Here is a 23,144-nt window from a genome sequence, read left to right as displayed (position 1 = left end):
CGCTACTCCACTGGAAGTTGTCTTTTTACTTCACCGCACTTCAACATAGACTTCCCGAAATACGGGTTGCGGATATCTTCATCTTGCTGCAGCCATATGGCTCCCTTGTTACCAAAGGCCATCGGGCAGTAAACTTCATACAGTTCGCCTGGCAGAGCAATTCCCACCCTTTCTGTCAAAGAAAGTAACTCCTTGGATATTGCAAAGAATTTTTCGCGCATGGTTGCTATGTCAGACTCTTCCTGCATTGCCGTAATATTCTGTAATATTTTCTGCTCTTGTTTTCCCCAGAAAGAGATTGCCTGTTTTGAAAGGCCATTTCTTGAAACGTTTGTAAGGGCGGAAATAACACGACTTGCTCCCTTGCGTGCGGCTTCCATATCGTCCTTGCTCAACGCTTCTGAGATCTCGATGTATGCCGTCAGCACATGCCCAAGCTGTTTTTTAAAGGTAAATGGAACATCCATAGCAGGGGTCAGGGAAGTTGCTACCTTCTCTATTCCATACGCAGTGCGCAGTGCTTCATAATTGAATTTAGCTGACGCAAATATCTCGTGCTGGCGCTTGTACGTTTCAGCCTCAGAACCAAGGACACAATCATTTGTGAGCAACATTCCGTGCTCTTTCCAAACCCGTTTGGATTCCCCTTCAAGCATGCTGTAATCAATGGAAGAAATTTTTTGACTTATCCTCTTAAATAAAGACTGAACTGTTGCGTTATCTTGCTGGCGCAAGGCCTGAGCAAGCGCATCAAAATCTGTCTGTAAAAAAGAAAGCTTGGAAATAAAAAGTTGGGGCGCCTTAAGCGACTCTCCAACATTGGTTGAATGTGCAGTGCTGGAAGAACCGCTCATCATACTCGGTTTTGCCATAATTTGTAGCGCACTATCGAGCTTAAATGCACCCTTACTTACAACACGCTCATTTTCTTTCAATCCACTCTTAACTATATAGTAATTACCGCTTCTTGGGCCTAAGACTATTTCGCGCCCTTCATACGTCCCTTCTTTCTCTGGGAGTTCCACATACACAACAGCACGTTTTCCCGTGATAAGCGGAGCAGAGGCTGGAATAACTAAAAAAGTTTTTTGGGGATCATTTGCGCCGGCAAGCTTCATCGTCTGTACCGCTTGTACAAACATTCCCGGCTTCAGCTTTTCTTGTGGATTGCGCACTTCAAGGCGCACATCAACAGTACGAGTTTTCTGTTTAACCATTGTGTCTATATAAACAACGCGACCTTTGAATTGATCACCGGGAAATGCTTCTATGGTAAACTCAACATCATCACCTTTATGAATCCAAGGAAGATCCGTTTCATAAGCCTCAAGAACAACCCACACTTTGGAAAGGTCTGCAATGGCATATATGGGCTGCCCAGTTTTAACATAGGCACCTTCAACGACTTTCTTCTTGATAACGATACCAGCCTGAGGAGCACGGATAACGATTTCTTTCGATGGATTTTTCTGTTTAAGAACAGCGTTAACCTGCATTTTAGTCAGGCCGAGCAGGCGTAGCTTTTCCTTTGCAGCAGAAATGTTGTCTTCTATGGAAGTACGAAGGAGGGAAGAGCTTTGAGGAGTAAGTCTAGATTTTGCTCCTTGGGCTTGAATCAATTCAGCCTGCGCAGCGTACAGTTCTGGACTATAGATAGCAGCCATAGGCTGCCCTTTGCGCACAATGCTGCCAGTTTTGGAAATATACATTTTGTCAATACGTCCGGCTGTCCAAGCACTAATAGTGCCGACAAGGGACTCGTCATAATCAACTTTACCGACCATGCGAAGAGACGTTGAGGCTGATTGCCGCTTAACAGGGGTGACTTCTATTTGTGCAAGCTTGCGGGCATCACTCCCCAAATTAATCTGTCGATAGCTTTCAGCAACAGCACTGCTGTTATCAATCTCAAGCTTTATCAAATCCATAAAACATATTGGACACTTACCAGCTTGCGGCAGTTGGATTTGCGGGTGCATAGAACACGTCCAGATAACTTTTCCGGCACTTGAGTTGCTCTCCACACCATCTTTTATTGTTTTAACATGTACATGCGTTGCATTGGTGCCATCATGAGGAGATTCTGAATCACTCAAAAAGGCAAACCACACCCAACCAACAACAGCAGCAATGCTAAGAACAATAACTATTTTGCCCCAAAAATATGGTAATTTCATCTCTGATCCTCAATAAAGCAAGTGCTCTCAGGCAAGGCCCGAGAGCACTATCGGCTTACTAGTTAACGACTTCGAGTTTAACGCCTTGGTCTTCGAGTTTCTTAACAAATTTCTCAGGAGACTTCTTAAACTGTGGTCCGCACGCTGGGCAGCAGAAATATACGCGTTTACCATTATAGTCTGCATGAAGGTCTTTGTTAATTTCACCGCCCATTACAGGACAATTCTTTTGAGGTTCAGCAGCCATTCCAGTCGTTGACGCAAATGCGAATGCGGTAATTACCAGTGCAAATACAGCTGTTTTAATTAAGGATTTCATCTTTCCCCCATTTGTGTGTCTAGTTTACTTGTGTTTTCAACTCTTCTTCCGGTAAAGAAAATTCTGAAGACACAGGAGTATGAACCTGTGCAACAGGAAGTTCCGTACCTACCAGTTGTTCCAGCTGAGCTATCCGTTGTGCTTGATTAGCAAGGACACGGGCATAAGCCAGATACAAATCAAAATATGTTGTTTCGGCACTTATGAACTCTTGCAAATCCACTTGTCCGCTTTGGTACGCTTGCATTGTCACCTTTACAGACTGCTCCGCTTTGGGGAGTAGGCTGTCCTGATATAATGCCTTTTGGCGTAATTCATCACGGTATTGGAACAATACAAATTCCAGATCTGCCATTAAAATATCTTTTCGCCCTTTTTTGCCTTTCAATGCTGCAACACGTTTTTCTTTTCCCTCTTCAACAGCAGCATTTCTACTGTCCAACCAGATTGGCAGATTGATTCCTACAGAAGCTATAACCGGGTCTCGTCCATTCTGTGAGGGGTCTCCTGTGCGGGCGTCATCAGTATAAATCGATGTAATACCCAGTGTTACATCTGGATAATAATTCTTCTCTGCCACTTTAATCTGTGCACTTGCGCTTGCAACCTGCTGTTCGTAATTGAGCAACTCAGGGTTCTGACTTTCAAGCCACGTCCGTAGCTGATCATCACTCACTTTAAGCTCAAATCCGGCAATGACGTTATCAATGCGGACAGGCTCATCATATTTTCTTCCCATAAGCGCGTTCAACCTTGCTGTAAGTGGCGAACGTAAATCTTCTAAAGAACGCTTGCGATTGCGCGAAGTGTCCAACTCTACCTGAGAACGGAGAACATCTGCATAAAGAGCATTACCAGCCGAATACCGTGCACGTATTACTGATTCTAAATAGTCCAGCAGTTCAATTCGTTCTGAAGTAAGTTCTATAGCGCGATTGAGATACGCAAGTTCATAGTAAGCAACTTTTACCTCTTTAAAAATTCTTGCTTTTATGCTGTCGGCTTTCGCTCTAAGAATATCCGACTCGCGTAAGGCTACTTCTTCTTTTGCACTTAGCTTTCCGGGCCACGGAATTTTTTGAGAAAGCCCATAACTTAAACGTTGGGGCCCGACCCGAGTTTCAACAGGTACAATATAGACCCCGAAATTCAATTGTGGATCCGGCAAACTGGAAACTTGAGGGGCCTTTTGTATCGCAGCTTTCCAGCGAGCAAATGCTGCATACAATTCACCGTTATTTTCAGCAGCGAGCTCTAGATACGTTGGCAAAAAGTTTTCCAACCTCTCCTTTGCATGTAAGACGCTTACGGCAGAAAGCAAGAGTGCTACTGCAAAAAACACAGTCTTGAACTTCATACTATCCTCTCAGTCGGGCCAGAAGTGCAAAAAAACAGTATAATCAGTATATTAAGATTTAATTATTATATTTTGAACAACATAACAAAGTATATTCCATCAGGTAGGACACCTAATCCATTTTCCCGCGCATCGCTTACTGCATAGGTTGTAAGAACAGGTATCCACTTCTTATTAAGCAAAGCAGATACCAAAATGTGCAATCCTTACTATTTTAGTCAGATATAAAAGTGCTGCTAATTTAGGATGATACCTTGTCACAAAAACTGAATGAAAAATATACAGTCTTAGCAGAAGACCTCTATCCACTGTGTAATTTTTATACACATAGACAGTCCTTTCAATAAATCCGACTTCGAAAAGCGCCTGTAGAAGGTCATAACCTACTATTACGTAAATATATTCCCATACAACAGTAGAAGCTCGAACGTACATTTTCCTTACATAATAAAAAGTATTTGCTATTGAATTGATATTGTCCTTGGTTCCCTGTGTATATTTTTTAACCACCATCATTTTCGGACAACTCTTATATCAATATGTACAAAAATTGACGTCGTTCCCTAGTCTGTGCCGGTTGGTTACAGAGAAAATTAGCTCGTCGAATGATCAATTCAAAAGTGTGGATAGGGTGTGTGCAGGGGGAACTATATGGAAGGACTTCACCGGTTCTCAAGTTCTGCAATTATGTTGTGTTCAGACCTTGTTGTGTAACGCTTCAACCATCCAAAAAAACTTGAGTTTTATTTGCCTTTATGAAAAAGATTTCGTGACCACTTATTTTATATTGTTTTAAACGGGGAGCAAGAATGAAGAAACTGTTTTGGCGAATACTCATAGGGATGCTTTGTATCGCATGTGTTGGGTGCGCAACGATCAAAAAGCCGGAAAAAGTTACTTCAACTAATACTGCGCCAGTAGTTAGCCCGACTCTTCAGCAAGAGACGGAAACTGCATATCATGGGCTCAAAAGAAAAGTTGCAATTGGCCGTTTTACCAATGAAACGAAATATGGCCGTAGTTTTTTGCTCAATAAAAACAATGACAGAATCGGAAAACAGGCTGTTGATATTCTGTCAGAAAAGCTAGTACAGACTGATAAATTTATTCTTCTTGAGCGAGCAGATTTGGAAAAAATCCAAGCAGAGCTTTCTTTAGGTGATGCTGGCCAGCTTAAGAACATGGCTGATTATTTGATTGTTGGTTCAATTACTGAGTTCGGGCGTAAAGAAACGAGCGAAGTCGGTGTATTTAGCAGAACCAGAAAACAGGTTGCATATGCAACTGTGAGTATTCGTCTTATTGATGTGTACACAGGCGAGATTATCTACTCAGAATCCGGAAGCGGTGAAGCTTTTATGGAAGTAGGTTCCGTTTTTGGCGTCGGTGGACGCAGCAGTTATGACTCTACATTGAATGATAAAGCCATTGATGCAGCTATTACAACAGTTGCTTCAAATATTATTGAAAACCTGATGGACAAACCATGGCGTAGTTACATTTTGGGCTATGAAGAAGGCATGGTTATCATCGGTGGCGGTAAGAGTCAGGGGGTAAAACAAGGTGATCGTTTTACCGTTGTCAAGGAAGGTAAGAAGGTCAAAAACCGCCAGACAAACAGTGTGATTACGTTGCCGGGTAAAGAAGTTGCTGAGTTAGAGGTGATTGAAACATACGGAAAAACTCAGCGTAACGAGGTGTCATTTTGTCGTGTTGTGAGCGGCAATCTTTCTTCATACATTGCGTCAGGAAAGTATGAAAAACTGCTGGTAGAGGAACAATAATGCGTAGGGTTCAGAAAATTATCCTGTTGATGTTTGTTTGCAGCATCATGGCGTTGTCTGTTGGGTGTGGCAGACATACCGGAATTACTTCTCCTGATCAGACTGCCTGGCTTTCTTTTGTTGGAAATACAAAAGGTACTGCATTTGTGGTTGATGGCGGAATACCGACAGTGCTTTCTGCTCATAGCGAAAATGGCGGCAAGTTGTATCAGACTACGCCGGGAAAACATGTCATTGAAGTGCAGCGTAATAATCGGGTTGTTGTAAGGCGTACCGTCTTAATCGGTGGCCAGCAAACTAAGGAAATTCGAGTGCCATGAGAAAATTACTAGTTTGTTGTTGTCTCCTTCTTGTTGGTCTTGTTAGCGGGTGTGTCCATCAGCAACGCATTGAATGGTGCAACTATTCTCAAACGTATTATGCCATGCTCAAGGAACCGACTCCGGTTCTGATTAAAGAACATCAGGATGAGTTGCTGCATATTATTGATAATGCCGAGACGAAGAATAAGCCTGTTCCTCCTGGTGTATTTGCAGAGTATGGATATATGCTCGCAAAGGAAGGTAAAACAAAACAGGCTGTTGCCTATTATGAAAGGGAAGTTGCTGCATATCCTGAGTCAGAACAGTTTGTGAGTATGCTTGTACGTATGGCGACTCCTGATGGTGACGCCGGGGGTGACGTAGCAAAAGATGTTGCTGCAGAAAAAAAACAGGCCGCAGAGAAGCCTGCTAAAAAATAGGGAGGCAGTATGAAGTATCTTCGTTTAGCCATTCTTGCCTGCTGTCTCCTTGCAGTTGGTTGTGCAAAGCAGGTAACAAAAGCAGAGCGTTTTCCCGGTATGTATGAAGAGCAGCCGCGTTCGATTCTAGTATTGCCGCCGATTAACCTCACAACAGCGGCGGACGCAAAAGAGTGTTATATTACTACCGTGTCAGAACCGTTAGCTCGTATGGGGTATTACGTTTATCCGGCTCCAGTTGTGATGGAGTTTATGCAAAGTGAAGGATTGTATGACTCAGAGCTGTTGTACAACGATGATTTGCAGGGGATCAGAACAAATCTCGGCGCTGACAGTGTGCTGTTTACTAAGATTACAGCATGGGACATGTCATATTTAGTGATTGCTTCTAATATGACTGTTGGAATTGATTGTGAGCTTCGGTCTACCCGGACAAATAATATATTGTGGAGATACAAGGGGGCGGTTGTTGTTGATCTCGGTGGAGGTTCAGGCAATGTGTTTGTAGACATTATTGTTACTGCAGTGAACTCGGCAATGGCTGAGTATGTAGATGCAGCAAAGCGCGTAAATAATTTTACATTCTCAACTCTGCCAGAGGGCCCGTATTCACAAGCCTATATGAATGATCAAGAAGCAGTGATTTTCGATCAGGGAGCGTTGGATTCAACGAAATAATATTCTTCCTGCAATTGAAGATAAAAAAAGAGCCTTGAACAATTGTCCAAGGCTCTTTTTTTATCTCGTACGATTTTGAATAGCTTGAATTTATGGGATTCTATGCCGCTTGTTGTGTTACGCTACAACAAGTCCATTTTGCGGGAGGAGATCTCGTAAGATATACGTTCTGAGATACGCAACAGCTTGATAGAAGCGATAGCTGCTGTGGCTAACAGCTTCTTCACAATGTTCGTTCTCATTTAGTTGATGCCTTTCATCATTCCAGCCATCATTGCTGTATTCTGGGATACGCTCCATTTGCTCTGTAAGCATACCTTGCTGGCAGGCGTTTTGCCAAAGTTCAATGCGACCTTCCATTGGTGCTGGAGTTTCAAGAATGCGCTTTACTTCTTCTTCAATATCCTCAAAGTCCTTTGACTTTCCTGAACATAGATCAGGTCTTGCGGCAGCAAAGTCACTGAAGAATTTGTGGAGTGATTTGCATGCGTCAAGGAATGACTCTGGGTTATTGTGTCTAATTTCTTCCTGTGTTCTTTCACGTACAAAACTCCAGACTAAATATGGCCTATCTGGATACGTACAAGCTGCACCATGTCCAAGACCGCTAGAGAATGTTTCAGCTCCAAAACTGCAAATGTTGTCAAATAATTTGCATGATGCGATGTTTTTTTCAAAGAAAGATTTACGTTTTGCAGCGATGTAGGAACGCATGTCTGTAGAAAATCCCTCATTTAAAATAGTAAGCTTGTCATTTTCAATGTTGTTCCATCGGGAACTCACTCCTGAAAAATCATAATGGGCAAAAGTATCGGCATATAAATGTGCTGCTGCCCCGATAAGTTCTGCTGCAAAGGTTCTATCGCTACGCGAAAGGGCGTAGTGTAAAACAGCTTGTGCATTTTCGCTGTTTTTACGGCAAATAAGTTTTTCTGTGTAAGTTTCACCTTCGTTGCCGGGAAGGAAATGGAATGGAACCCAGACAGAGCGTTGGTCGTCTCTTTTAAGGTTTGCCTTGTCAAAGGTATGGTGTGCCGTTGCCTCTGTCATGAATTTGCCCCCGTCCCTGAACTCAACCGAACTTGGAGCAGCGTTGTCGTCAACAAACTGCGCGGCAGTTGCAATAGTTGTAGCTGTCTCCTGACTTAAGCCAGCAGCGCGAGCCATTGCGTACGTGCCGTAATAGTGCATATCTAATTGCATGGTTTTCTCCCAACGTTGTTGTGAATTGTTTAATGAAATTAGAATGTTAATATGTTTAGTTCTGTTGTAAGTCTAGTAGGGGACTAGAGTTGGTTCTTCCCTCTGAAATTCTTCTTTTCATATATAAAGGTAAAGGCTCATCAAACCATTCAGTTTTGATGAGCCTTATATTCTTGTTTTGATTTTATCGGTAGTTGACAGAGAAAGACGTGTTGTAAGGATTGTGAAAAGCAGTTGTTATCTCCATTTTTGGAGATTGCTCGGTCTAGTTTTCTTTCTGGATCTGCACAAGCCGTTTTCCAAGAATAGCGAAAGAGAAAACAGCTGTGAGGCTGCTGGCAGCCAGTACACCTACTGTTTGCCACATTGTTACGCTGGAAATAGCCGGATTTAGGAAAATGAAATTAGCGCAACCCCAAAGCAGAGTTTCAAAGCAGAGGATCCCTGCTAAAAGACCGGTTTGTGCCAGAGGGCCGGGGGCGTGCTTTTTGTTCTCCATGTTGTAGCTGATGACAATAATTATGGTGAACAGTACGATATTGAATAGAACCCACAAATTTGCAGGCAGAAGTGTAATTGTGACCAGCGGCGTGACAACGAACAGGAAGATCAGGAGCAGTGAGTATTTTTCTTTCATTGGGCAAGTCCTGGGAGCATAATTAATCGAGTTGGAATAATGTTCTGTGTCGGTAGGGATTGTCAAATGAAAGTTAGGTATTGTGCTCTCTTGTGAGAGCTTCAAAGCCGGAAACAATATCCAGCAATTCTTCTGTAATGGCGTTTTGGCGTAGCTCCCGAAACTTTGCTTCCTGAGTATCCCGCATATCCATAATGTTTTTTTCTGCTGCTTGCATGGCCATAAGGCGCGCAGCATTTTCCGCAGCAAGGGAACGGGCCAGAGCACCATAGAGAGATACGAACAGGTGTTGCTCAAACAGTCCGCTAAGCAATTGCTTTGCGGGAATGAAAAATTGAGGGTGACATCTTTCAGGCCACGCTTCCTTTGTTCGCTGGTCAGTCCACTCTTGATCAAGTGGTAAAACATGCACACTCTGTGGGGCATACCCCTGCATTCCGAGGGGAGCGTTGAACACCGTAGAAAATCGTGTCACTCCCTTCTTGTATCGCCATGCAGCTATATGCTCTATGAATTCGGCCACAACGGAATGAATCCCCCCCAGCGTGCTTGGGATATGAAAAGTAAGGGTGGGAGGATGCCCCGCATCACCCAGTCCGGATTTAATCCGGTCTCCGGCTACCCAGAACTCCGTTTCTATACCGGACGCTTGCAGGGATTCTTTCTCCGTCTGGGCGTGCTGTTGGATGATTTCGTTAAACTGGCCGCACATTCCCTGATCTGAACCGATCGCCAATATCACGGCCTTTTTTGTTTTAGCAAAAGGTGCAATTTCTCCCTCGGAGAGGAGGAACACTCGCCACGCCTGTTCCACCACAATAGCGTATTCTTCAAGAGACTGTGCTGCTTGTTCAAAATGCCGAATGTTGACGGCAGCAAGACTCTTCATGGTCTTTACCAACGAAAGTAAGTCAGAGGCTGTGTGGATTCGCTTTTTCAAGCTTTCAAGTGTCTGCACAGAACTACGCCTCCTCGGGGGACTCTTTCGCAAACAGCGAGTCAAGCGCCTTGCTGGCGGTGTCCCAGATGGGATCATTTGCCTGTGCTTCGCCTAGCAATTCTATTTCGTCCAGCGCGCTGGTAAGGGCTGTAATCACGTGCTGTTGCGCTTGGTCAATTTCTTCAAGGGGCAGCTTGTCGAAGTGTCCTTTGGTTACCGCTAGTAATACGGCTACTTGTTCTCCGGGGGTGAGCGGGGCAAAGCGCTCTTGTTTTAGAATCTCGCGTACTCTTTTCCCATGCTCTAGTTTTGAGCGTGTTTCTTCATCCAGTCTGGTTCCGAAGCGTGCGAAGGCCTCCAGTTCCTGAAATTGAGAGTATGTAAGCCGCAAATCCCCTGCAACTTTGCGATAGCCGGGCATTTGGGCTCGTCCGCCAACTCTGGAAACAGATTTTCCCGCATCCACCGCTGGAAGAATTCCTCGCTGGAACAGGTCGGGGTTCAGATAAATCTGTCCGTCCGTGATGGAGATAAGATTTGTCGGGATGTACGCCGAGATATTTTGCTCTTCCGTTTCAATGATAGGCAAGGCTGTCAGCGTGCCTCCCCCCTGTTCTGTATTGAGATGGGTGGCCCGTTCAAGCAGGCGGGAGTGGATGTAAAAAATATCACCGGGGAACGCCTCCCGTCCGGGGGGACGTCGCAGCAGCAAGGACAGCTGGCGATACGCCTGAGCATGTCGGGTCAGGTCGTCGAACACCACCAGAACATCCCGTCCCTGCTTCATAAAATATTCGCCCATGGTTGTTGCGGCATAGGGGGCAATATACTGCATTCCCGGCTGGTCATCTCCTTCTACCACGACAGCAAAGGAATATGCCATGGCACCACTTTTTTCCATTTCGTTCAGGACGCGGGCCACGCTGGAACTGCGTTGTCCGATTGCGCAGTAGATGCAGATGACTCCGGTGTCTTTTTGATTACAGATGGTATCCAGCGCGATGGCCGTTTTGCCGGTTTGTCTGTCCCCGAGAATAAGTTCCCGTTGTCCACGTCCGATGGGAATGAGGGTGTCTATAACCTTGAGACCTGTCTGTAACGGCTTAATGACGGGAGCACGATGTAAAATCGGTGGAGCTTCCTGCTCCACAGGCCAGCGCTCATCTTCCCGAATGGCCCCGCGACCATCCAGTGGCATTCCCAACGGGGTGATGATTCGTCCTATCAGTCCTTCCCCTACGGGTACATCAAGTACTCGACCTGTACGTGCAACTTCTTCGTTAGCCTTAAGATTTTTCCCGCTGCCCATTAATACAATGCCGATTTTTTCAGGCAGGATGTCCAGAGCCATTCCCGGAACATCATGGCCGAGCATCAGGAGTTCTTCTGCGCGCACGGCACCCACGCCTTCTGCATACGCAACGCCCTGCACAATGGAAAGGATGCGTCCAACCTCCATGGATTCAGTATCCAGAGTGAATTCGTCTTTTCCCTTCCGGACAGCCTGTAATGCCTGTTCGATGGTGTGTTTAAGAGACGGCTTGGTCATTGTCGCGTTACCTTTCCTCGGCCAGACTGGCCAGAATGGAATCTTCAACCCCTTCCAGATAGGATTCCAGATTCCAGTCCCATTTCCGGTCTCCTGCCACCAGTGTGATACCCAGCGTTAAACTAGGCTGAACAGTAAGATCCACCTTGCCCACCTCTGGAAACGTTGCATGTATTGCTTTTACTATGTGCTCCTCACTACCTTCAGGCACTGAAAAGCCCAATTGGACAACAAGATCGCCCGCTATTGCGTCTTTAGAAATTTCTTGTCCCAACCTTTGGATAAAGTGATTCACCACCCGCAATTCAAGCTCTGTATCGGAAAGGTCGGTAAGGACTTTTTTTGCCAAAGCCACCACTTCTGCAGCTACGTCTTGTCTGATGTTGGCTGCAATCAAGCGGTGTTCTCTTTCTAACGAATCCAGCCAGCTGGTACGTTGCTCCGCAACGTGTTTGCGGGCAGTGTCCAAGGCTGTTTCACGCCATGCTTCAACGCTGGTTCTGGCCTCAGCAAGCATAGATTCTCTTGCCAGTTCCAGTTCTTTTTGTTGCTTTTTCAGTTCCTGAGAGTACGCAGCTGCTTCCTGCCGTGCCTTTTCGGCACTGGCAAGATGTTCTTGCACCTTGGCTTTGCGTTCTTCCATGGTCCTGATGATCGGGCCATATAAAAAGCGCTTGAGCAGATACATAAGAATAAGAAAGTTCAGTGCCTGCGCACCAACAGTAAACCAGTCAAGCAGCATGGATTAGCTGCCTCCTTTTTCGAGGAAAAAGCTCCAGTAGCGTTACTTCGTCCATTGTTCATTCCTTTTGCTGTGCCTGCCTCCTTAGCCTCCGGCTTTTTCCAGAAAGTAGTTCCAGAAAGGATTGGCAAAGAGCAAAATCATGGCCAGTACGAAACTGTAGATTGCCGTAGATTCAATCATGGCCATGCCCACAAACAGGAATTTGACGATGGTGTTGGTTTCATCCGGCTGTTGAGCAATGGAACTGAGCGCCCGTGCTAAAGCCATACCTTCACCGATAGCGGGGCCAATGGCTCCGAGCCCCATGCATACTCCTGCTGCGCATACAGAGCCGATGGCGATAAGCGCAAGAGAATCCATAGTTTACTCCTTGTTATTTAGGTCAGTTGTTTCCAGATGAGATTCCATGCCTGAAGCGATAAAGACTGCGGCAAGAACCACAAATATGTATGCCTGCACTACACCGATTAACAGCCCCAGCAGATTCATAAGTATTGGGAAAAAGAGCGGTGCGAGGATCAGCAGAATACTCCCCATCATTGAGCCGCTCATGATGTTACCGAAGAGTCGCACGCTGAGCGCAAACGTGCGGGAAAGCTCGCCCACCACGTTGAAGGGAAGCATGAAGGGATTTGGGCGGATGTAGCCGACAAGGTAATTTTTCAGGCCGTGTGCGCGGATTCCGTAGTATGGCACGGCAAAAAAAACGCACAGAGCCAACGCAGCAGTGGTGGATAGTGAACCTGTCGGCGGCTCAAAACCCGGGACTACTGCAAGGATATTGGACACTAAAATAAAGATAAACAGTGTACCCAGAAGGGGCAGGAAGCGCTCCGGTTCCTGTCTTGTCGTTTCACGAATCTGGTTTAGTAGCCCGTCCACAAGAATTTCCAGAATATTTTGACGGAAATTAAAATCAGTGGAACTGGTCAGATTGCGGGTAACAGACCATGAAAAGAGCGCCAGAAAAAGTATGATCCCCCATGTGAACATAATCGTTGCGTTCAGGGAGGCAAATGTTCCCTGATAGTAGATAATATGGTCAGGACTGAATTGCATATTCTTCCTTATAGCGATGTGCGGATGGTGCCGGAGGAGAGCGTTACTCTTTTGCGGCACGGAGCAGGGAACTGCCTCCGTTTTTCTCTAACCTGTCTGCAAGACGGGGTACCACCATTAAACGAGCCAGATACAAGCCTGCGCATGCGCCCACTAACACGATTCCGCCCATGGTGAGGGCCAGATACATACCGTACAAGGTAATACCGTATCGTGCCATGGTGGTCGTCCAGAAAAGAAACGCGGGGCGTTCGCTGGTCGGCATTCGTTTCAGTACCAGCCAAAGTCCTCCAAAATGAATGCAGGACAACACTCCTCCCATACTCAGCCCTATGACTATATCAACGATCTTCATTCGTTCTCTCTTTCATTATCTGTTGCCGTTGCCGGTTCACCCAGAATCCGGCACAAAGGCATCCTATAAAAAGGCCCAGCACCATAAGCATCAGCGTCCATGAGCGTGGACTTGGCCAGTGAATATCCACCCATACTCCTAAAAAGATTCCAAGAAGGGTGGGGATTACCACAGACCATCCCACAATCCCGACAAGCCCGAGGCCATACCATGCACCGATATTTTTTTTTTGTTCGGCCTTGAGCCTGCGCCGTTCTTTTTCTCCGATCCGGTGCGGAAAACTTTTGTTTGAAGTCATGACCTGCCGACCTCCAGAAATCTGCGTACAAAATCTGCCTCAAGCCGCGCCACTGCGGATCGTGCAGAACGTTCCCGCTCGTCCTCAATCTCGGTCATTCGCCTGACTTCTGCTTCAAGTTTTCCTAACTCTCCTAAAAATGCCCGCCTTGAAACTACCTTCACCATGTTCCCCTGTTTCACCAGAAGCCCGTAGTCTACGGCAAGGTATTCAGTTTTTCCTGTGCTGGTGGTGTAGGATAGAATGCCGGGTACCAGTGTTGATGTCATATCAATATGCCGTGGTTTCAGGGTGAAGTAGCCCATGGGATTTTCGGCCTTGATTTTTACTGTCTCAGTATCAAGCAGTTCTGTGTGAGGGAGGAAAATACGCAGCCTCATCGCATTGCCTCTTCCACACCGCCTATCATGTAGAGTTTGTTTTCCGGATAATCCGCGAATTCGTCATTGAGAATGCGCTCACAACCTTCCACAGTTTGATCCAGCGAGACCATGCGGCCTTCAATGCCGGTAAAGTGCTTGGTGGTAAAAAACGGCTGTGTGAAAAAGCGTTCAAGGCGACGTGCCCGGTACACGGTTTTGCGGTCTTCGCGGGCAAGTTCTTCCAGACCGAGCATTGCGATAATATCTTTGAGTTCTTCGTAAACGGCCAACGTGCGCCGCACTTCGCGCGCTACGTCGTAATGGCGCTGCCCCACTACATGGGGAGACAGCATCATGGATCGGGATTGAAGCGGATCAACAGCAGGGTAAAATCCCTCTCCGGCACGTTTTCTGGAAAGTACGATAGACGAGGAGAGATGGGCAAAGGTATGTGTTGCAGAAGGATCTGTAAGGTCGTCCGCAGGGACATATACAGCCTGAATGGAGGTTATAGCTCCTTTGCGGCTGCTGGAAATGCGTTCTTCAAGCGCGGCAAGCTCCGGCCCCAGCGTGGGCTGGTAGCCCATGCGGGAGGGAAGCCGTCCCAGCAGGCCGGAAAGCTCCATGCCTGCCTGTATGAACCTGAAAATGTTATCAATCAGCAGCAGGACATTCTGCTCAAGGTCGTCCCTGAAATACTCTGCCATGGTCAAAGCGGCATGACCCACCCGAAACCGTGCACCGGGCGGCTCATTCATTTGTCCGAAGACCATCACCGTATTGTCGAGCACGCCGGATTCGCCCATTTCGCGGTACAGTTCTTCTCCTTCCCGACAACGCTCTCCAATGCCGCAGAAGATAGACATTCCTTCATGCTGCCCGACCATATTATGGATGAACTCGGTGATAAGTACGGTTTTGCCTACACCTGCACCTCCGAACAATCCGGCTTTTCCGCCTTTTTCAAGAGGGGCGAGTAAGTCAATGACTTTGATGCCGGTCTGAAAAATCTCCTCGCTTGTCACCCGTTCGACAAGAGGAATAGGGGGTTGGTGAATTGTGCGGTACGAAACATTTTCGGGGTCTGGTTTGCCGTCTATTGGTTTTCCGAGCACGTTAAAAACGCGGCCGAGCGTTGTTTTGCCCACGGGGGCGGTCAGTTGCGTATCATCACTGACGACAGGGTATCCACGGGCAAGTCCTGCCGTTGGCGTCAGGGCGATGGCGCGTATTGTGCCGGCGTTGAGATGGTCAACGGTTTCCATGACCACCTGTCCTTCCGGCCCGGTTCTGAGCACGGTGTTAATCGGCGGAAGTTGCTCTGCAAACGCCACATCTACAACCCCGCCGCGTATGGCGTTTATTGTTCCGACATATGGTTCCATATGGTTTCACCGTGCGCTATTTTTAAAAACTCGCCCACAACACGGCTTCAGTCAGCTCCTTGAATACATTGCGTGCCACAGAGCCCGTAAACAGTTTTGAGAACGTTTTTTGGCCTGTTCCTGCCGTTCCCATGGCCACGACCGCGAAGTCTCCTTGTGTCGCCTGATCAATAATAATCCGCGCAGCTCCACGGCCTTCTAATATTTTGGAAGATATGCGGCTTTGATCCAGTCCTGCAGCCGTTATTTTCTCCACGGTCTGTTGGACAACGGACTCGGCATCAGAACTGTCTGCCTTTGCAGGGTCGGTGATATGGAGCACACAGACATCTTGTTCCGGAATTTCTTGCAATATCCCCCCCACATACTCAGCGATCCTCATGGAGGGATTGGAACCGTCTGTGCAAAGCAGCACTCCCTTTTTCTTCTCTGTCAATTGCCGGCATAGCCAGAAGGGAGGGATATGACCTTTTTTTTCAGTTTTCAGTAGCTCGGTGCATACGCTGGTGTCTAAAAAGTCCTCTAAGGTGAGAATACGTTCTCTGCGGCTGAGAATAACTGCATCAAATTGTTCTTTATTTATTTCATGCATAAGGGTACGTGCACGCGAGCCTTGGACTAGAATGGGGCGAAGTGTAATTTTCTTGTGGTCAAAGCCTTTTGCTTCAAGTGTTTTCCGGACTTCGTTCAATACTGCGAGTGCTTTTTTTTCAGCAATGTGGGTCGTAAGAGCGACTGCACTATACTCGTCATACGCTGTATAAATTGTTAACAATGTCAGCTTGATATTATCTTTTTTTGTAAGGAAGTCGCTTACAAAGTTTTGTCCTGAGGTGGCGTGGGGATGAGTTCCAACCGCTAGTAACAGATGCCGTTCCATATGTTCTCCCTTGTCGCAGGCCTCTTGGTGCTTCTTTTTGGGCTGCTTTTTTGAGGTGTAACAGTTCGGAGTCTTTGTTGGAGAATCTGCCCTTATCAAAAAAACAAGGAGCTTTCTCTCCTTGTAATTTTAGGAGGGAGGGGCAGAGGTGCACAGTATATTTTGTTTTTTTCTCATACGGTTGCAGAAATGGCATATCTAAATTCTGTTGGCGGGGTACTGTCTGTGCTTTGCGGGGAATGACGGCGTTGCTCTGTGAGGAGGAAAGGGGAGAAAATGAAAAAGAATGACACAGCCGTGTCATTCAGAGCCTCTACTGTAAGTTATGAGTGTCCCCTGCATCTTTTCAAGGTACGTATAAGGGGGTGCTGAATCAGAGCATTTTGTCTATATTATGGTTGAAAAAATAAAAAAAGAAATCTAGGATTAGTAATTATTACTAGTTGGAGTCGTTATGAGTCGTTTAGAACCTGCTTCGAACCTGTTTGATTTATTGCATCATTTCTGGGAGAACCCGAAAACGGAACGCTTTGTTGCCCAGTTATTAATTGCGATGTTCTTGCTAGGCATTTTGGGAATAGAGCTTAACCGTCAAGGGTTGTTGCCGGAACGCATTGCAGCAATAACACCGTTAAACCACTTTTATGCGGTTAATCTTGCGTTTACGATGCTTTTGGTTCTGGAAGTTCTGAGCCTTATCTTTGTGTTATCTACCTCCATTTCTAAATCGCTTGGTAAGCAGTTAGAAATTCTGACACTAATTTTACTCAGGAATTCTTTCAAAGAATTATCACATATGCATGAGCCGATAACTGTTGCATTAGACTCTGAGGCTCTTTTACATGTGGCTGCTTCCAGTTCAGCTGCACTGGCTATATTTGTAATTCTGGGAATATATTATCGTGTGCAGCGTTATCAGGGGTATTTAAAAGACCCTGTAGAACGTATGCGTTATGTACTGACGAAAAAAATTATTGCGCTGGTTTTGTTTTTTGTCTTTGTAGGGATAGGTAGTTATGATGCCGTAGATTTTCTTTTTTATGGTAGAAAACATGACTTTTTTGTTACGCTCTATACCGTTCTTATTTTTGCAGACATTTTGCTGGTGCTTGTAACGCAACGATTTATGCCGGGTTTCCATGCCGTATTTAGAAACTCCGGTTATGTAATTGCTACGTTGTTTATGCGTATTGCTCTGTCTGCTCCTCCTTACTATGCTGCCGGTATTGGGTGCGGTGCAGCGTTATTTGCACTTGCTGTAGCCTATGCAACAAGCGTTTTTTCTCATGGATCACTTTCCACTGTCAGCTTAAATCCTCAAATGAGGGCGGGCGGTAAGAAAAGCTCAACTGACAAGGGGTGATGAACATCTGGAACAGGGAGGGCGAGTCAGCATTTGAAGGCGGGTGTTGTTATATGTGTGACAAGACGGTCTTATCCCGAGATGAAGATAATGTAGCGTCATGTGATGTTGCCTGAAAAGTTTGTCTCCTCTTTCCAAAACTCAAGTTTGATGTCAAAATAATCAGTAAAAAAAAACATAATAAAATAAGATAGAAGGTGAGGCTTTTCCATCACCTTCTATTGAATGAATTTTTCTGACGTTCTGTCAGGACTCGTTTTTCAACCAGATTGTTACAGCAGCTTGAGGGCCCTATGGATCCAATCATTCTATCTGTCACCTTCGTTCTAGGGCTTTTAGCCAACCGCGTAGGGCTGCCAGCATTGGTGGGGTTTCTTGTTGCCGGTTTTATACTGAATTTGTTGGGGTTCTCCACGTCTGAGAATATTCAGTTAGTTGGCGATATGGGGGTAACTCTACTTTTATTCACCATAGGTCTGAAACTAAAAATCAAACAGTTGCTGCGTCCGGAAATTTGGGCTGCTGGCTCAATCCACATGCTTATTACGGTACTTTTTTTCGGGTTGGGCATTCAGCTGCTTACGTTCGCAGGATTGCATTTTTTCGCAGAGCTTAATGTTGCCACCTCACTCCTGCTGGGGTTTGCCTTAAGTTTTTCCAGCACCGTTTTTGCCGTTAAAATTCTGGAAGAAAGTGGGTTAGCCAACTCTCTTAACGGCAGAACCTCCATCGGCATCCTCATTATTCAGGATATCTTGGCCGTACTGTTTATCACATTTTCTACAGGCAAAACTCCCTCCCTGTGGGCACTGCTAATAATTGCGCTGCTTCCAGCGGCACGCTGGATGTTTTTTTATATCCTGAACCATATCGGCCACGGTGAATTGCAAGTGCTTTTCGGAATGGCTCTGGCTTTGGCCGCCGGTGCAGGTGTGTTTGAGTTGGTGGGTCTTAAGGCTGACCTTGGTGCATTGGTCATGGGCATGCTTTTAGCAACGCACCCTCGGGCAACAGAGTTGTCGGAATCCCTTCTCAGTATCAAGGACTTCATGCTTCTAGGCTTTTTCCTCAGCATTGGACTGGGAGGATTTCCAGACTTTGACTCGTTCGTAGTCTCAGCGTTGTTCGTGCTTGCCATCCCGTTAAAAAGCCTTCTTTTTTTCTTTTTACTCACTCGCTTCAACCTGAGTTCCAGATCATCCTTTATCACTTCTGTAACGCTCACCAACTACAGTGAGTTTGGTCTCATTGTGGGAGCCATAGGAGTGTCCAACGGCTGGTTGGACAACAGGTGGCTTGTGGTCATGGCCATTTCTCTCTCACTGTCATTTATCGTTGCCTCGCCCCTGAATGTGGTGGCTGACGAGTTATTTGAAAAATGGCGCAATGTTCTTAACCGTTTTGAAACCGCCAAGTCACATCCGGACGAGGAACGCATCATACCCACGGTTATGTGGCAAGTGATCATCCTCGGGATGGGACGCGTAGGCACCCAGACGTATGATGTGTTGCGCGAACGCTATGGCAATGTGGTTTTGGGGGTGGATGCAGATCAAGAAAAAGTAAAGAGACACAATGCGGAGGGGCGCAACGTTATATATGCTGACGTATCGGGCCGGGATTTCTGGCGTCGGCTCGTGTCGCTGAACTTTGTAAAAACATGTGTAGTTACCATTCCGAGCTTCGATGCAAAATTGTACGCCATAACTATGGCGAAACAGCTGGGAGTAGTCTGCAAGATAGTAGCAATAACAGAATTCGACGATGAGGTAGAACCCCTGCTGGAAGGCGGCGCCGACTTGGCTTTCAATATTTATGATGAAATCGGCATTGGTCTGGCGAACGATATATGTAGCTGTCTGGATGATCCAAAAATTGTGGTGGGTGAGTAAAAACCACAGACGGACTAACTCGTAATGTGATCCTGCTATAAAAAGGCTTCATGAAAATCATCATGAAGCCTTTTTTATTCTGCAACCCAAATGCAGTAACGCCACAAGATCATACTGTTTATGACGACACTTCAAAAGCAGCTAGGGGGGGCAGGGGCACTGTTCCCTGATAAATATGAGTCTGATGAACAATCTACTGTAAAAGTCTTAACCGTTTTGTAACATTTGGAGAGTAGAGTCACTTAACAGTAACCGTTTATCGGATCTTTTTCGACTGTGACCGGTATGCGGCTGCTTCTTTCCACATAACAGAAAAGAATGAGTACTCCGTCCATATCATCGCGCGACGAATCTGGCTCAGATTGTATACTAGCTAGGTTCGTTTATTTTCTTGCTTTTTTTAGTAGTGATAACTATTAGTACGGATAATGAATGTTTCATGTACTTTTTTCTTCTTTTTTTAACCTTCAAGCATCCTATGGTATAGACTCTGCGTTTCTTATCCATTGGGTATACATACTATGTAATTCCTGCATACTTCTTCATCAACTCAGGAGGAAACTGTGAGTATTAAAAGTGTTCCAACTCGTGGCAGAACTTTAGATGGTGCCGCAAGCATATATGATTTCTGTGAACCATTGCTGTTGCTTGGCAAGCAGAAAGAAATGAATGACCTCGTCATCTCTTTATTGCAGATAGAGCCTTCCCACCGAATATTGGATATTGGGTGCGGAACCGGATTTATTACCCATTTAGCTTCTCGTAATGTTTCCGCTGTGGAAAGTGGATATGTACTGGGTATTGATGCTGCGGGAAAAATGATTGAAGAGGCTCGGAAACTGCGGGGGACTGAAACCTGTAGATTTGAAGCTGTTGCAGCAGAAGATCTCCCTTATGAAGACAGTTCCTTTGATTCAGTATTCTCAACTATGTTCTACCACCACATTCCACTTGATCTTAAATTGAAGTCTCTTAAAGAAGCTTACCGTGTTTTGAAACCCGGAGGCCGTCTTGTTATCGCTGATATGCATAAGCCTACCTCTTTCTTCGGTGCCCTCACGTCCCACATCTCCCGCTGGCTACTCTTTCAACCACAGATAGCGGAAAACATTAAAGGACTGATGCCGGACGTAATGGTAGAAGCAGGTTTTAAAGAACCGGAGCTGGTAAAAACATACCTCGGTTACATTGCCATTTTTTCAACACAAAAAAATCAATAATAGTCACATGAAGCGTTTTATTATCAATAAATTCATAGAATCAAGCAGCGTCGTTTCTGCCCTTCAAAAGACACTCAATGCCGGTATCAACCGATACTACGACACTGCGCAAACTCTTTTGCAAGGCAACAGTATTGTTTTAAAGAGAAATGAAGATGGATGTTACCCCATTACCGACAACTTCTTTTCGTTCATTTTTCTATATTCTTATTACAAAGCCGGAATCGACCTGAGCCGTTGTGAAATGTATGTGGCTATAAATCAGGCTTTACGTGGCATTGTTACCGGATGTGACAATATTCTGGATGACGAATACAAGTGCACACTCGACACAAACCTGCCTAGAAAAGCAGTGAAATTTCGGTCTGTAATGGACATTCTGGTTTCAGATAGAGTTCTGTTCAATATATTATTCGAGGCACATAAGCGGGAAGAAGTTTCTGCTGAATTTGTTCTGGACGGTGTCGCTATCTCCCTGAATGCACTTACTCCAAGTGGAGTTCAGGAAGCTTCAGAAGAAGGCGGAGTGGGTAAATTTCTCTCTCCTGAAGAGATTATTACCCAAGTCCATCATTATAAAACAGGAATACTGTTTACAGCACCGTGGGCCATCCCTACTCGATTTGAAAATGAGTTAACCAGTGATGTAGAAGGCATTAAAGATGCGCTCTATGCAGTGGGAATGGGATGCCAGTTATTAGATGACATGTCTGATATTGTTCCTGACATACGCGACGGACACCATAATTACTTAGCATCATACATAAATCATAGATATGGAGAAGAGAGCGGTAACGAACTTCGAACCATGTGTTTGCGTGATAAGGATATGACAACAGACAGTATTTTGAGAAAATTTCCTGACGCGCAGAAGCACATAACAGAACTGGGCTTACAATATCTCAACGCAGGCGTTGACGTTCTTTTTAGTGACGAACCAAGCTCAATAAAAAAATACAGCATAATTTTTTTATTGGAACGCATTGGTGTAAAACGATTCTTTTCAATGTAGTTTACTATCATGCAAAGGATAACAACGTTCTTATATTGGGTGAGAGTCGCAGCACTCTTTTTGATCCGCTCCTGGCGCTCATCCCTCGTTATCGGTGTCATGCTCACAACCGCGATCATGACCCTTGTGTTCTTGTCCGCGCTTGCGATGGGCGTAAGCGACACGATGATCGAAAACTCCACCTCGCTATACTTTGGTCAAATAGCTCTTCAGGATGTTCCTGAGAATGTTTCTACAAATGAGCTCAAGGTCGATGGTGTACGTACGATTTTAAAACGCTATAGCGTAACGGGACTTGTTGAAGTAAACAAGAATGTCGCCGGGCTGCAACTCATCGGGGTTTCCCCTGAAGAAGAGCTCAAGAATACGGCTTTGTGGAAAAAAACGATCGCGGGTACGCCGTTTGATAGTCAGAAAAAAGGAGTCTTCATCGGCTCCGGTATTGCGGACAAGCTGCTTGTTTCTGTAGGAGACACGTTGTCTTTCAGAACAAACACGCAAAGTAACGCAACAAGCTACACCGTTATCGGAATTTTTAAGACTGGACTCAGCCAGTTTGATAACACGCTTGCATTCTGCAACAAAAAAGACCTATCGCAACTCCCTGATAACTATCAGGGGGCAGTTTTTCTGCAACAAGGCCGGCAAGCGGAACCAATTGCAAACACCATACGAAAAATTGTTCCGAATAAAGCAACAGTTCTCACTTGGGGAGAGCTCATGCCAGACCTTCAGCAGCTTGTTGAACTCAATAGTGTCTGCATGGATCTTGTTAACGCTATCGTACTTGCCATTGTCTCCATTGGTGTATCCTGCGCGTTCGTCATTTTCATTTTACGAAACATCCGCGAATTCGGGATTATGAAATCTATGGGAGTCACCCATTGGGAGCTTATTAACTTTATTTCGATCAAGATTATTATGATCAATGTAGTTTCATGTGCTCTTGGGGTTCTGGCCGGCTCAATAGCAGTTATTGTCTTTGCCGATATCGGTATCGACCTTTCTCAGCTCACTTCCCATAACCAGTATTTCTTAACATCTGGAATGATCTATCCAAGGCTTACACTTAGTTCGCTAATTTACCCGCCAATCATGGCGATTTCATTCAGCATAGCTGCTGGGTTATGGCCTGCTCTTATTGTTGTCAGACAAGATCCCGCTGAAATTTTGCGGAAATTATAAGT

Annotated in this window: 24 protein-coding genes; 9 read left to right on the top strand and 15 right to left on the bottom strand. The window is 45.5% G+C overall.

The genetic code is table 11. The features are described 5' to 3' along the window. Window positions 1-2: 2 nt before the first annotated feature. From F461_RS0116485 to F461_RS18320, 3 genes are read right to left on the bottom strand one after another with little or no spacing between them, the layout of a single operon-like run. Window positions 3-2,177: an efflux RND transporter periplasmic adaptor subunit gene (locus F461_RS0116485; RefSeq protein WP_020002266.1), complete on the bottom strand. Its 2,175-nt coding sequence runs from the start codon at window positions 2,175-2,177 to the stop codon at window positions 3-5. Window positions 2,178-2,235: 58 nt separating this feature from the next. Continuing rightward, complete coding sequence (locus tag F461_RS0116480; RefSeq protein WP_020002265.1) at window positions 2,236-2,496, bottom strand: YHS domain-containing protein; 261 nt, start codon at window positions 2,494-2,496, stop codon at window positions 2,236-2,238. 19 nt (window positions 2,497-2,515) lie between these two features. Continuing rightward, window positions 2,516-3,853 carry a TolC family protein gene (locus F461_RS18320; RefSeq protein ID WP_020002264.1) on the bottom strand — a complete coding sequence of 446 codons (1,338 nt, stop codon included), beginning with the start codon at window positions 3,851-3,853 and terminating at the stop codon, window positions 2,516-2,518. A gap of 809 nt (window positions 3,854-4,662) precedes the next feature. Here F461_RS18320 and F461_RS0116465 point away from each other — a divergent pair. From F461_RS0116465 to F461_RS0116450, 4 genes are read left to right on the top strand one after another with little or no spacing between them, the layout of a single operon-like run. Next, entirely contained in the window at window positions 4,663-5,637 is a 975-nt protein-coding gene (locus F461_RS0116465) for a CsgG/HfaB family protein (protein WP_020002262.1), read from the top strand. Next, window positions 5,637-5,957: a hypothetical protein gene (locus tag F461_RS0116460; RefSeq protein WP_020002261.1), complete on the top strand. Its 321-nt coding sequence runs from the start codon at window positions 5,637-5,639 to the stop codon at window positions 5,955-5,957. The genes F461_RS0116465 and F461_RS0116460 overlap by 1 nt, the downstream gene beginning before the upstream one ends. Continuing rightward, complete coding sequence (locus F461_RS18315; protein ID WP_020002260.1) at window positions 5,954-6,379, top strand: DUF4810 domain-containing protein; 426 nt, start codon at window positions 5,954-5,956, stop codon at window positions 6,377-6,379. Before F461_RS0116460 ends, F461_RS18315 begins: the two co-directional genes overlap by 4 nt. A gap of 9 nt (window positions 6,380-6,388) precedes the next feature. Beyond that, window positions 6,389-7,057 carry a GNA1162 family protein gene (locus F461_RS0116450; protein WP_020002259.1) on the top strand — a complete coding sequence of 223 codons (669 nt, stop codon included), beginning with the start codon at window positions 6,389-6,391 and terminating at the stop codon, window positions 7,055-7,057. Between the two features lie 117 nt (window positions 7,058-7,174). On the opposite strand, the gene F461_RS0116445 is transcribed toward F461_RS0116450, so the two are convergent. The 12 genes from F461_RS0116445 to F461_RS0116390 all read right to left on the bottom strand — a co-directional run bounded on the left by F461_RS0116445 (window position 7,175) and on the right by F461_RS0116390 (window position 16,470). Continuing rightward, window positions 7,175-8,260 carry a DUF6765 family protein gene (locus F461_RS0116445; protein ID WP_020002258.1) on the bottom strand — a complete coding sequence of 362 codons (1,086 nt, stop codon included), beginning with the start codon at window positions 8,258-8,260 and terminating at the stop codon, window positions 7,175-7,177. A 265-nt stretch (window positions 8,261-8,525) separates the two neighbouring features. Beyond that, window positions 8,526-8,897, bottom strand: coding sequence for a hypothetical protein (locus F461_RS0116440; protein ID WP_020002257.1), 372 nt, complete (start codon window positions 8,895-8,897; stop codon window positions 8,526-8,528). Between the two features lie 73 nt (window positions 8,898-8,970). Beyond that, window positions 8,971-9,855, bottom strand: a complete 885-nt coding sequence (locus F461_RS0116435; protein ID WP_020002256.1) for a F0F1 ATP synthase subunit gamma — start codon at window positions 9,853-9,855, stop codon at window positions 8,971-8,973. A gap of 4 nt (window positions 9,856-9,859) precedes the next feature. After that, on the bottom strand, window positions 9,860-11,386 hold the full coding sequence (locus tag F461_RS0116430; RefSeq protein WP_020002255.1) for an alternate F1F0 ATPase, F1 subunit alpha: 1,527 nt from the start codon (window positions 11,384-11,386) through the stop codon (window positions 9,860-9,862). Between the two features lie 7 nt (window positions 11,387-11,393). Beyond that, window positions 11,394-12,128 (bottom strand): F0F1 ATP synthase subunit B family protein, encoded by a 735-nt coding sequence (locus tag F461_RS0116425; protein WP_020002254.1) that lies wholly within the window; start codon window positions 12,126-12,128, stop codon window positions 11,394-11,396. 84 nt (window positions 12,129-12,212) lie between these two features. Then, window positions 12,213-12,491: a F0F1 ATP synthase subunit C gene (locus F461_RS0116420; protein ID WP_020002253.1), complete on the bottom strand. Its 279-nt coding sequence runs from the start codon at window positions 12,489-12,491 to the stop codon at window positions 12,213-12,215. A 3-nt stretch (window positions 12,492-12,494) separates the two neighbouring features. Then, window positions 12,495-13,190 carry a F0F1 ATP synthase subunit A gene (locus F461_RS0116415; protein WP_020002252.1) on the bottom strand — a complete coding sequence of 232 codons (696 nt, stop codon included), beginning with the start codon at window positions 13,188-13,190 and terminating at the stop codon, window positions 12,495-12,497. Window positions 13,191-13,233: 43 nt separating this feature from the next. Next, window positions 13,234-13,545, bottom strand: coding sequence for an ATP synthase subunit I (locus F461_RS18310; RefSeq protein ID WP_020002251.1), 312 nt, complete (start codon window positions 13,543-13,545; stop codon window positions 13,234-13,236). Further along, window positions 13,532-13,843, bottom strand: coding sequence for an AtpZ/AtpI family protein (locus F461_RS0116405; RefSeq protein ID WP_020002250.1), 312 nt, complete (start codon window positions 13,841-13,843; stop codon window positions 13,532-13,534). Before F461_RS0116405 ends, F461_RS18310 begins: the two co-directional genes overlap by 14 nt. After that, window positions 13,840-14,223: a hypothetical protein gene (locus tag F461_RS0116400; RefSeq protein ID WP_020002249.1), complete on the bottom strand. Its 384-nt coding sequence runs from the start codon at window positions 14,221-14,223 to the stop codon at window positions 13,840-13,842. Before F461_RS0116400 ends, F461_RS0116405 begins: the two co-directional genes overlap by 4 nt. Then, window positions 14,220-15,590 (bottom strand): F0F1 ATP synthase subunit beta, encoded by a 1,371-nt coding sequence (atpD, locus tag F461_RS0116395; protein WP_020002248.1) that lies wholly within the window; start codon window positions 15,588-15,590, stop codon window positions 14,220-14,222. Before atpD ends, F461_RS0116400 begins: the two co-directional genes overlap by 4 nt. Window positions 15,591-15,612: 22 nt before the next feature. Next, the gene (locus tag F461_RS0116390) at window positions 15,613-16,470 is read right to left on the bottom strand and encodes a universal stress protein (RefSeq protein ID WP_020002247.1); all 858 of its coding nucleotides are present in this window, start codon (window positions 16,468-16,470) and stop codon (window positions 15,613-15,615) included. A 454-nt stretch (window positions 16,471-16,924) separates the two neighbouring features. Here F461_RS0116390 and F461_RS0116385 point away from each other — a divergent pair, with 454 nt between their 5' ends. The 5 genes from F461_RS0116385 to F461_RS0116365 all read left to right on the top strand — a co-directional run bounded on the left by F461_RS0116385 (window position 16,925) and on the right by F461_RS0116365 (window position 23,142). Next, complete coding sequence (locus F461_RS0116385) at window positions 16,925-17,833, top strand: hypothetical protein (protein ID WP_020002246.1); 909 nt, start codon at window positions 16,925-16,927, stop codon at window positions 17,831-17,833. A gap of 293 nt (window positions 17,834-18,126) precedes the next feature. Continuing rightward, window positions 18,127-19,725, top strand: a complete 1,599-nt coding sequence (locus tag F461_RS0116380) for a cation:proton antiporter family protein (RefSeq protein ID WP_020002245.1) — start codon at window positions 18,127-18,129, stop codon at window positions 19,723-19,725. Between the two features lie 563 nt (window positions 19,726-20,288). Next, window positions 20,289-20,945 (top strand): class I SAM-dependent methyltransferase, encoded by a 657-nt coding sequence (locus tag F461_RS0116375; protein WP_020002244.1) that lies wholly within the window; start codon window positions 20,289-20,291, stop codon window positions 20,943-20,945. 7 nt (window positions 20,946-20,952) lie between these two features. Beyond that, window positions 20,953-21,957: a class 1 isoprenoid biosynthesis enzyme gene (locus F461_RS0116370; protein WP_020002243.1), complete on the top strand. Its 1,005-nt coding sequence runs from the start codon at window positions 20,953-20,955 to the stop codon at window positions 21,955-21,957. Between the two features lie 9 nt (window positions 21,958-21,966). Continuing rightward, window positions 21,967-23,142, top strand: coding sequence for an ABC transporter permease (locus tag F461_RS0116365; RefSeq protein WP_082208236.1), 1,176 nt, complete (start codon window positions 21,967-21,969; stop codon window positions 23,140-23,142). Window positions 23,143-23,144 lie beyond the last annotated feature (2 nt).

The organism is Halodesulfovibrio aestuarii DSM 17919 = ATCC 29578, assembly GCF_000384815.1.
In the GTDB taxonomy this organism is placed as follows: domain Bacteria; phylum Desulfobacterota; class Desulfovibrionia; order Desulfovibrionales; family Desulfovibrionaceae; genus Halodesulfovibrio; species Halodesulfovibrio aestuarii.
The sequence above is the reverse complement of the archived record's forward strand: the minus strand, read 5'-3'. Positions and strand labels throughout refer to the sequence as shown.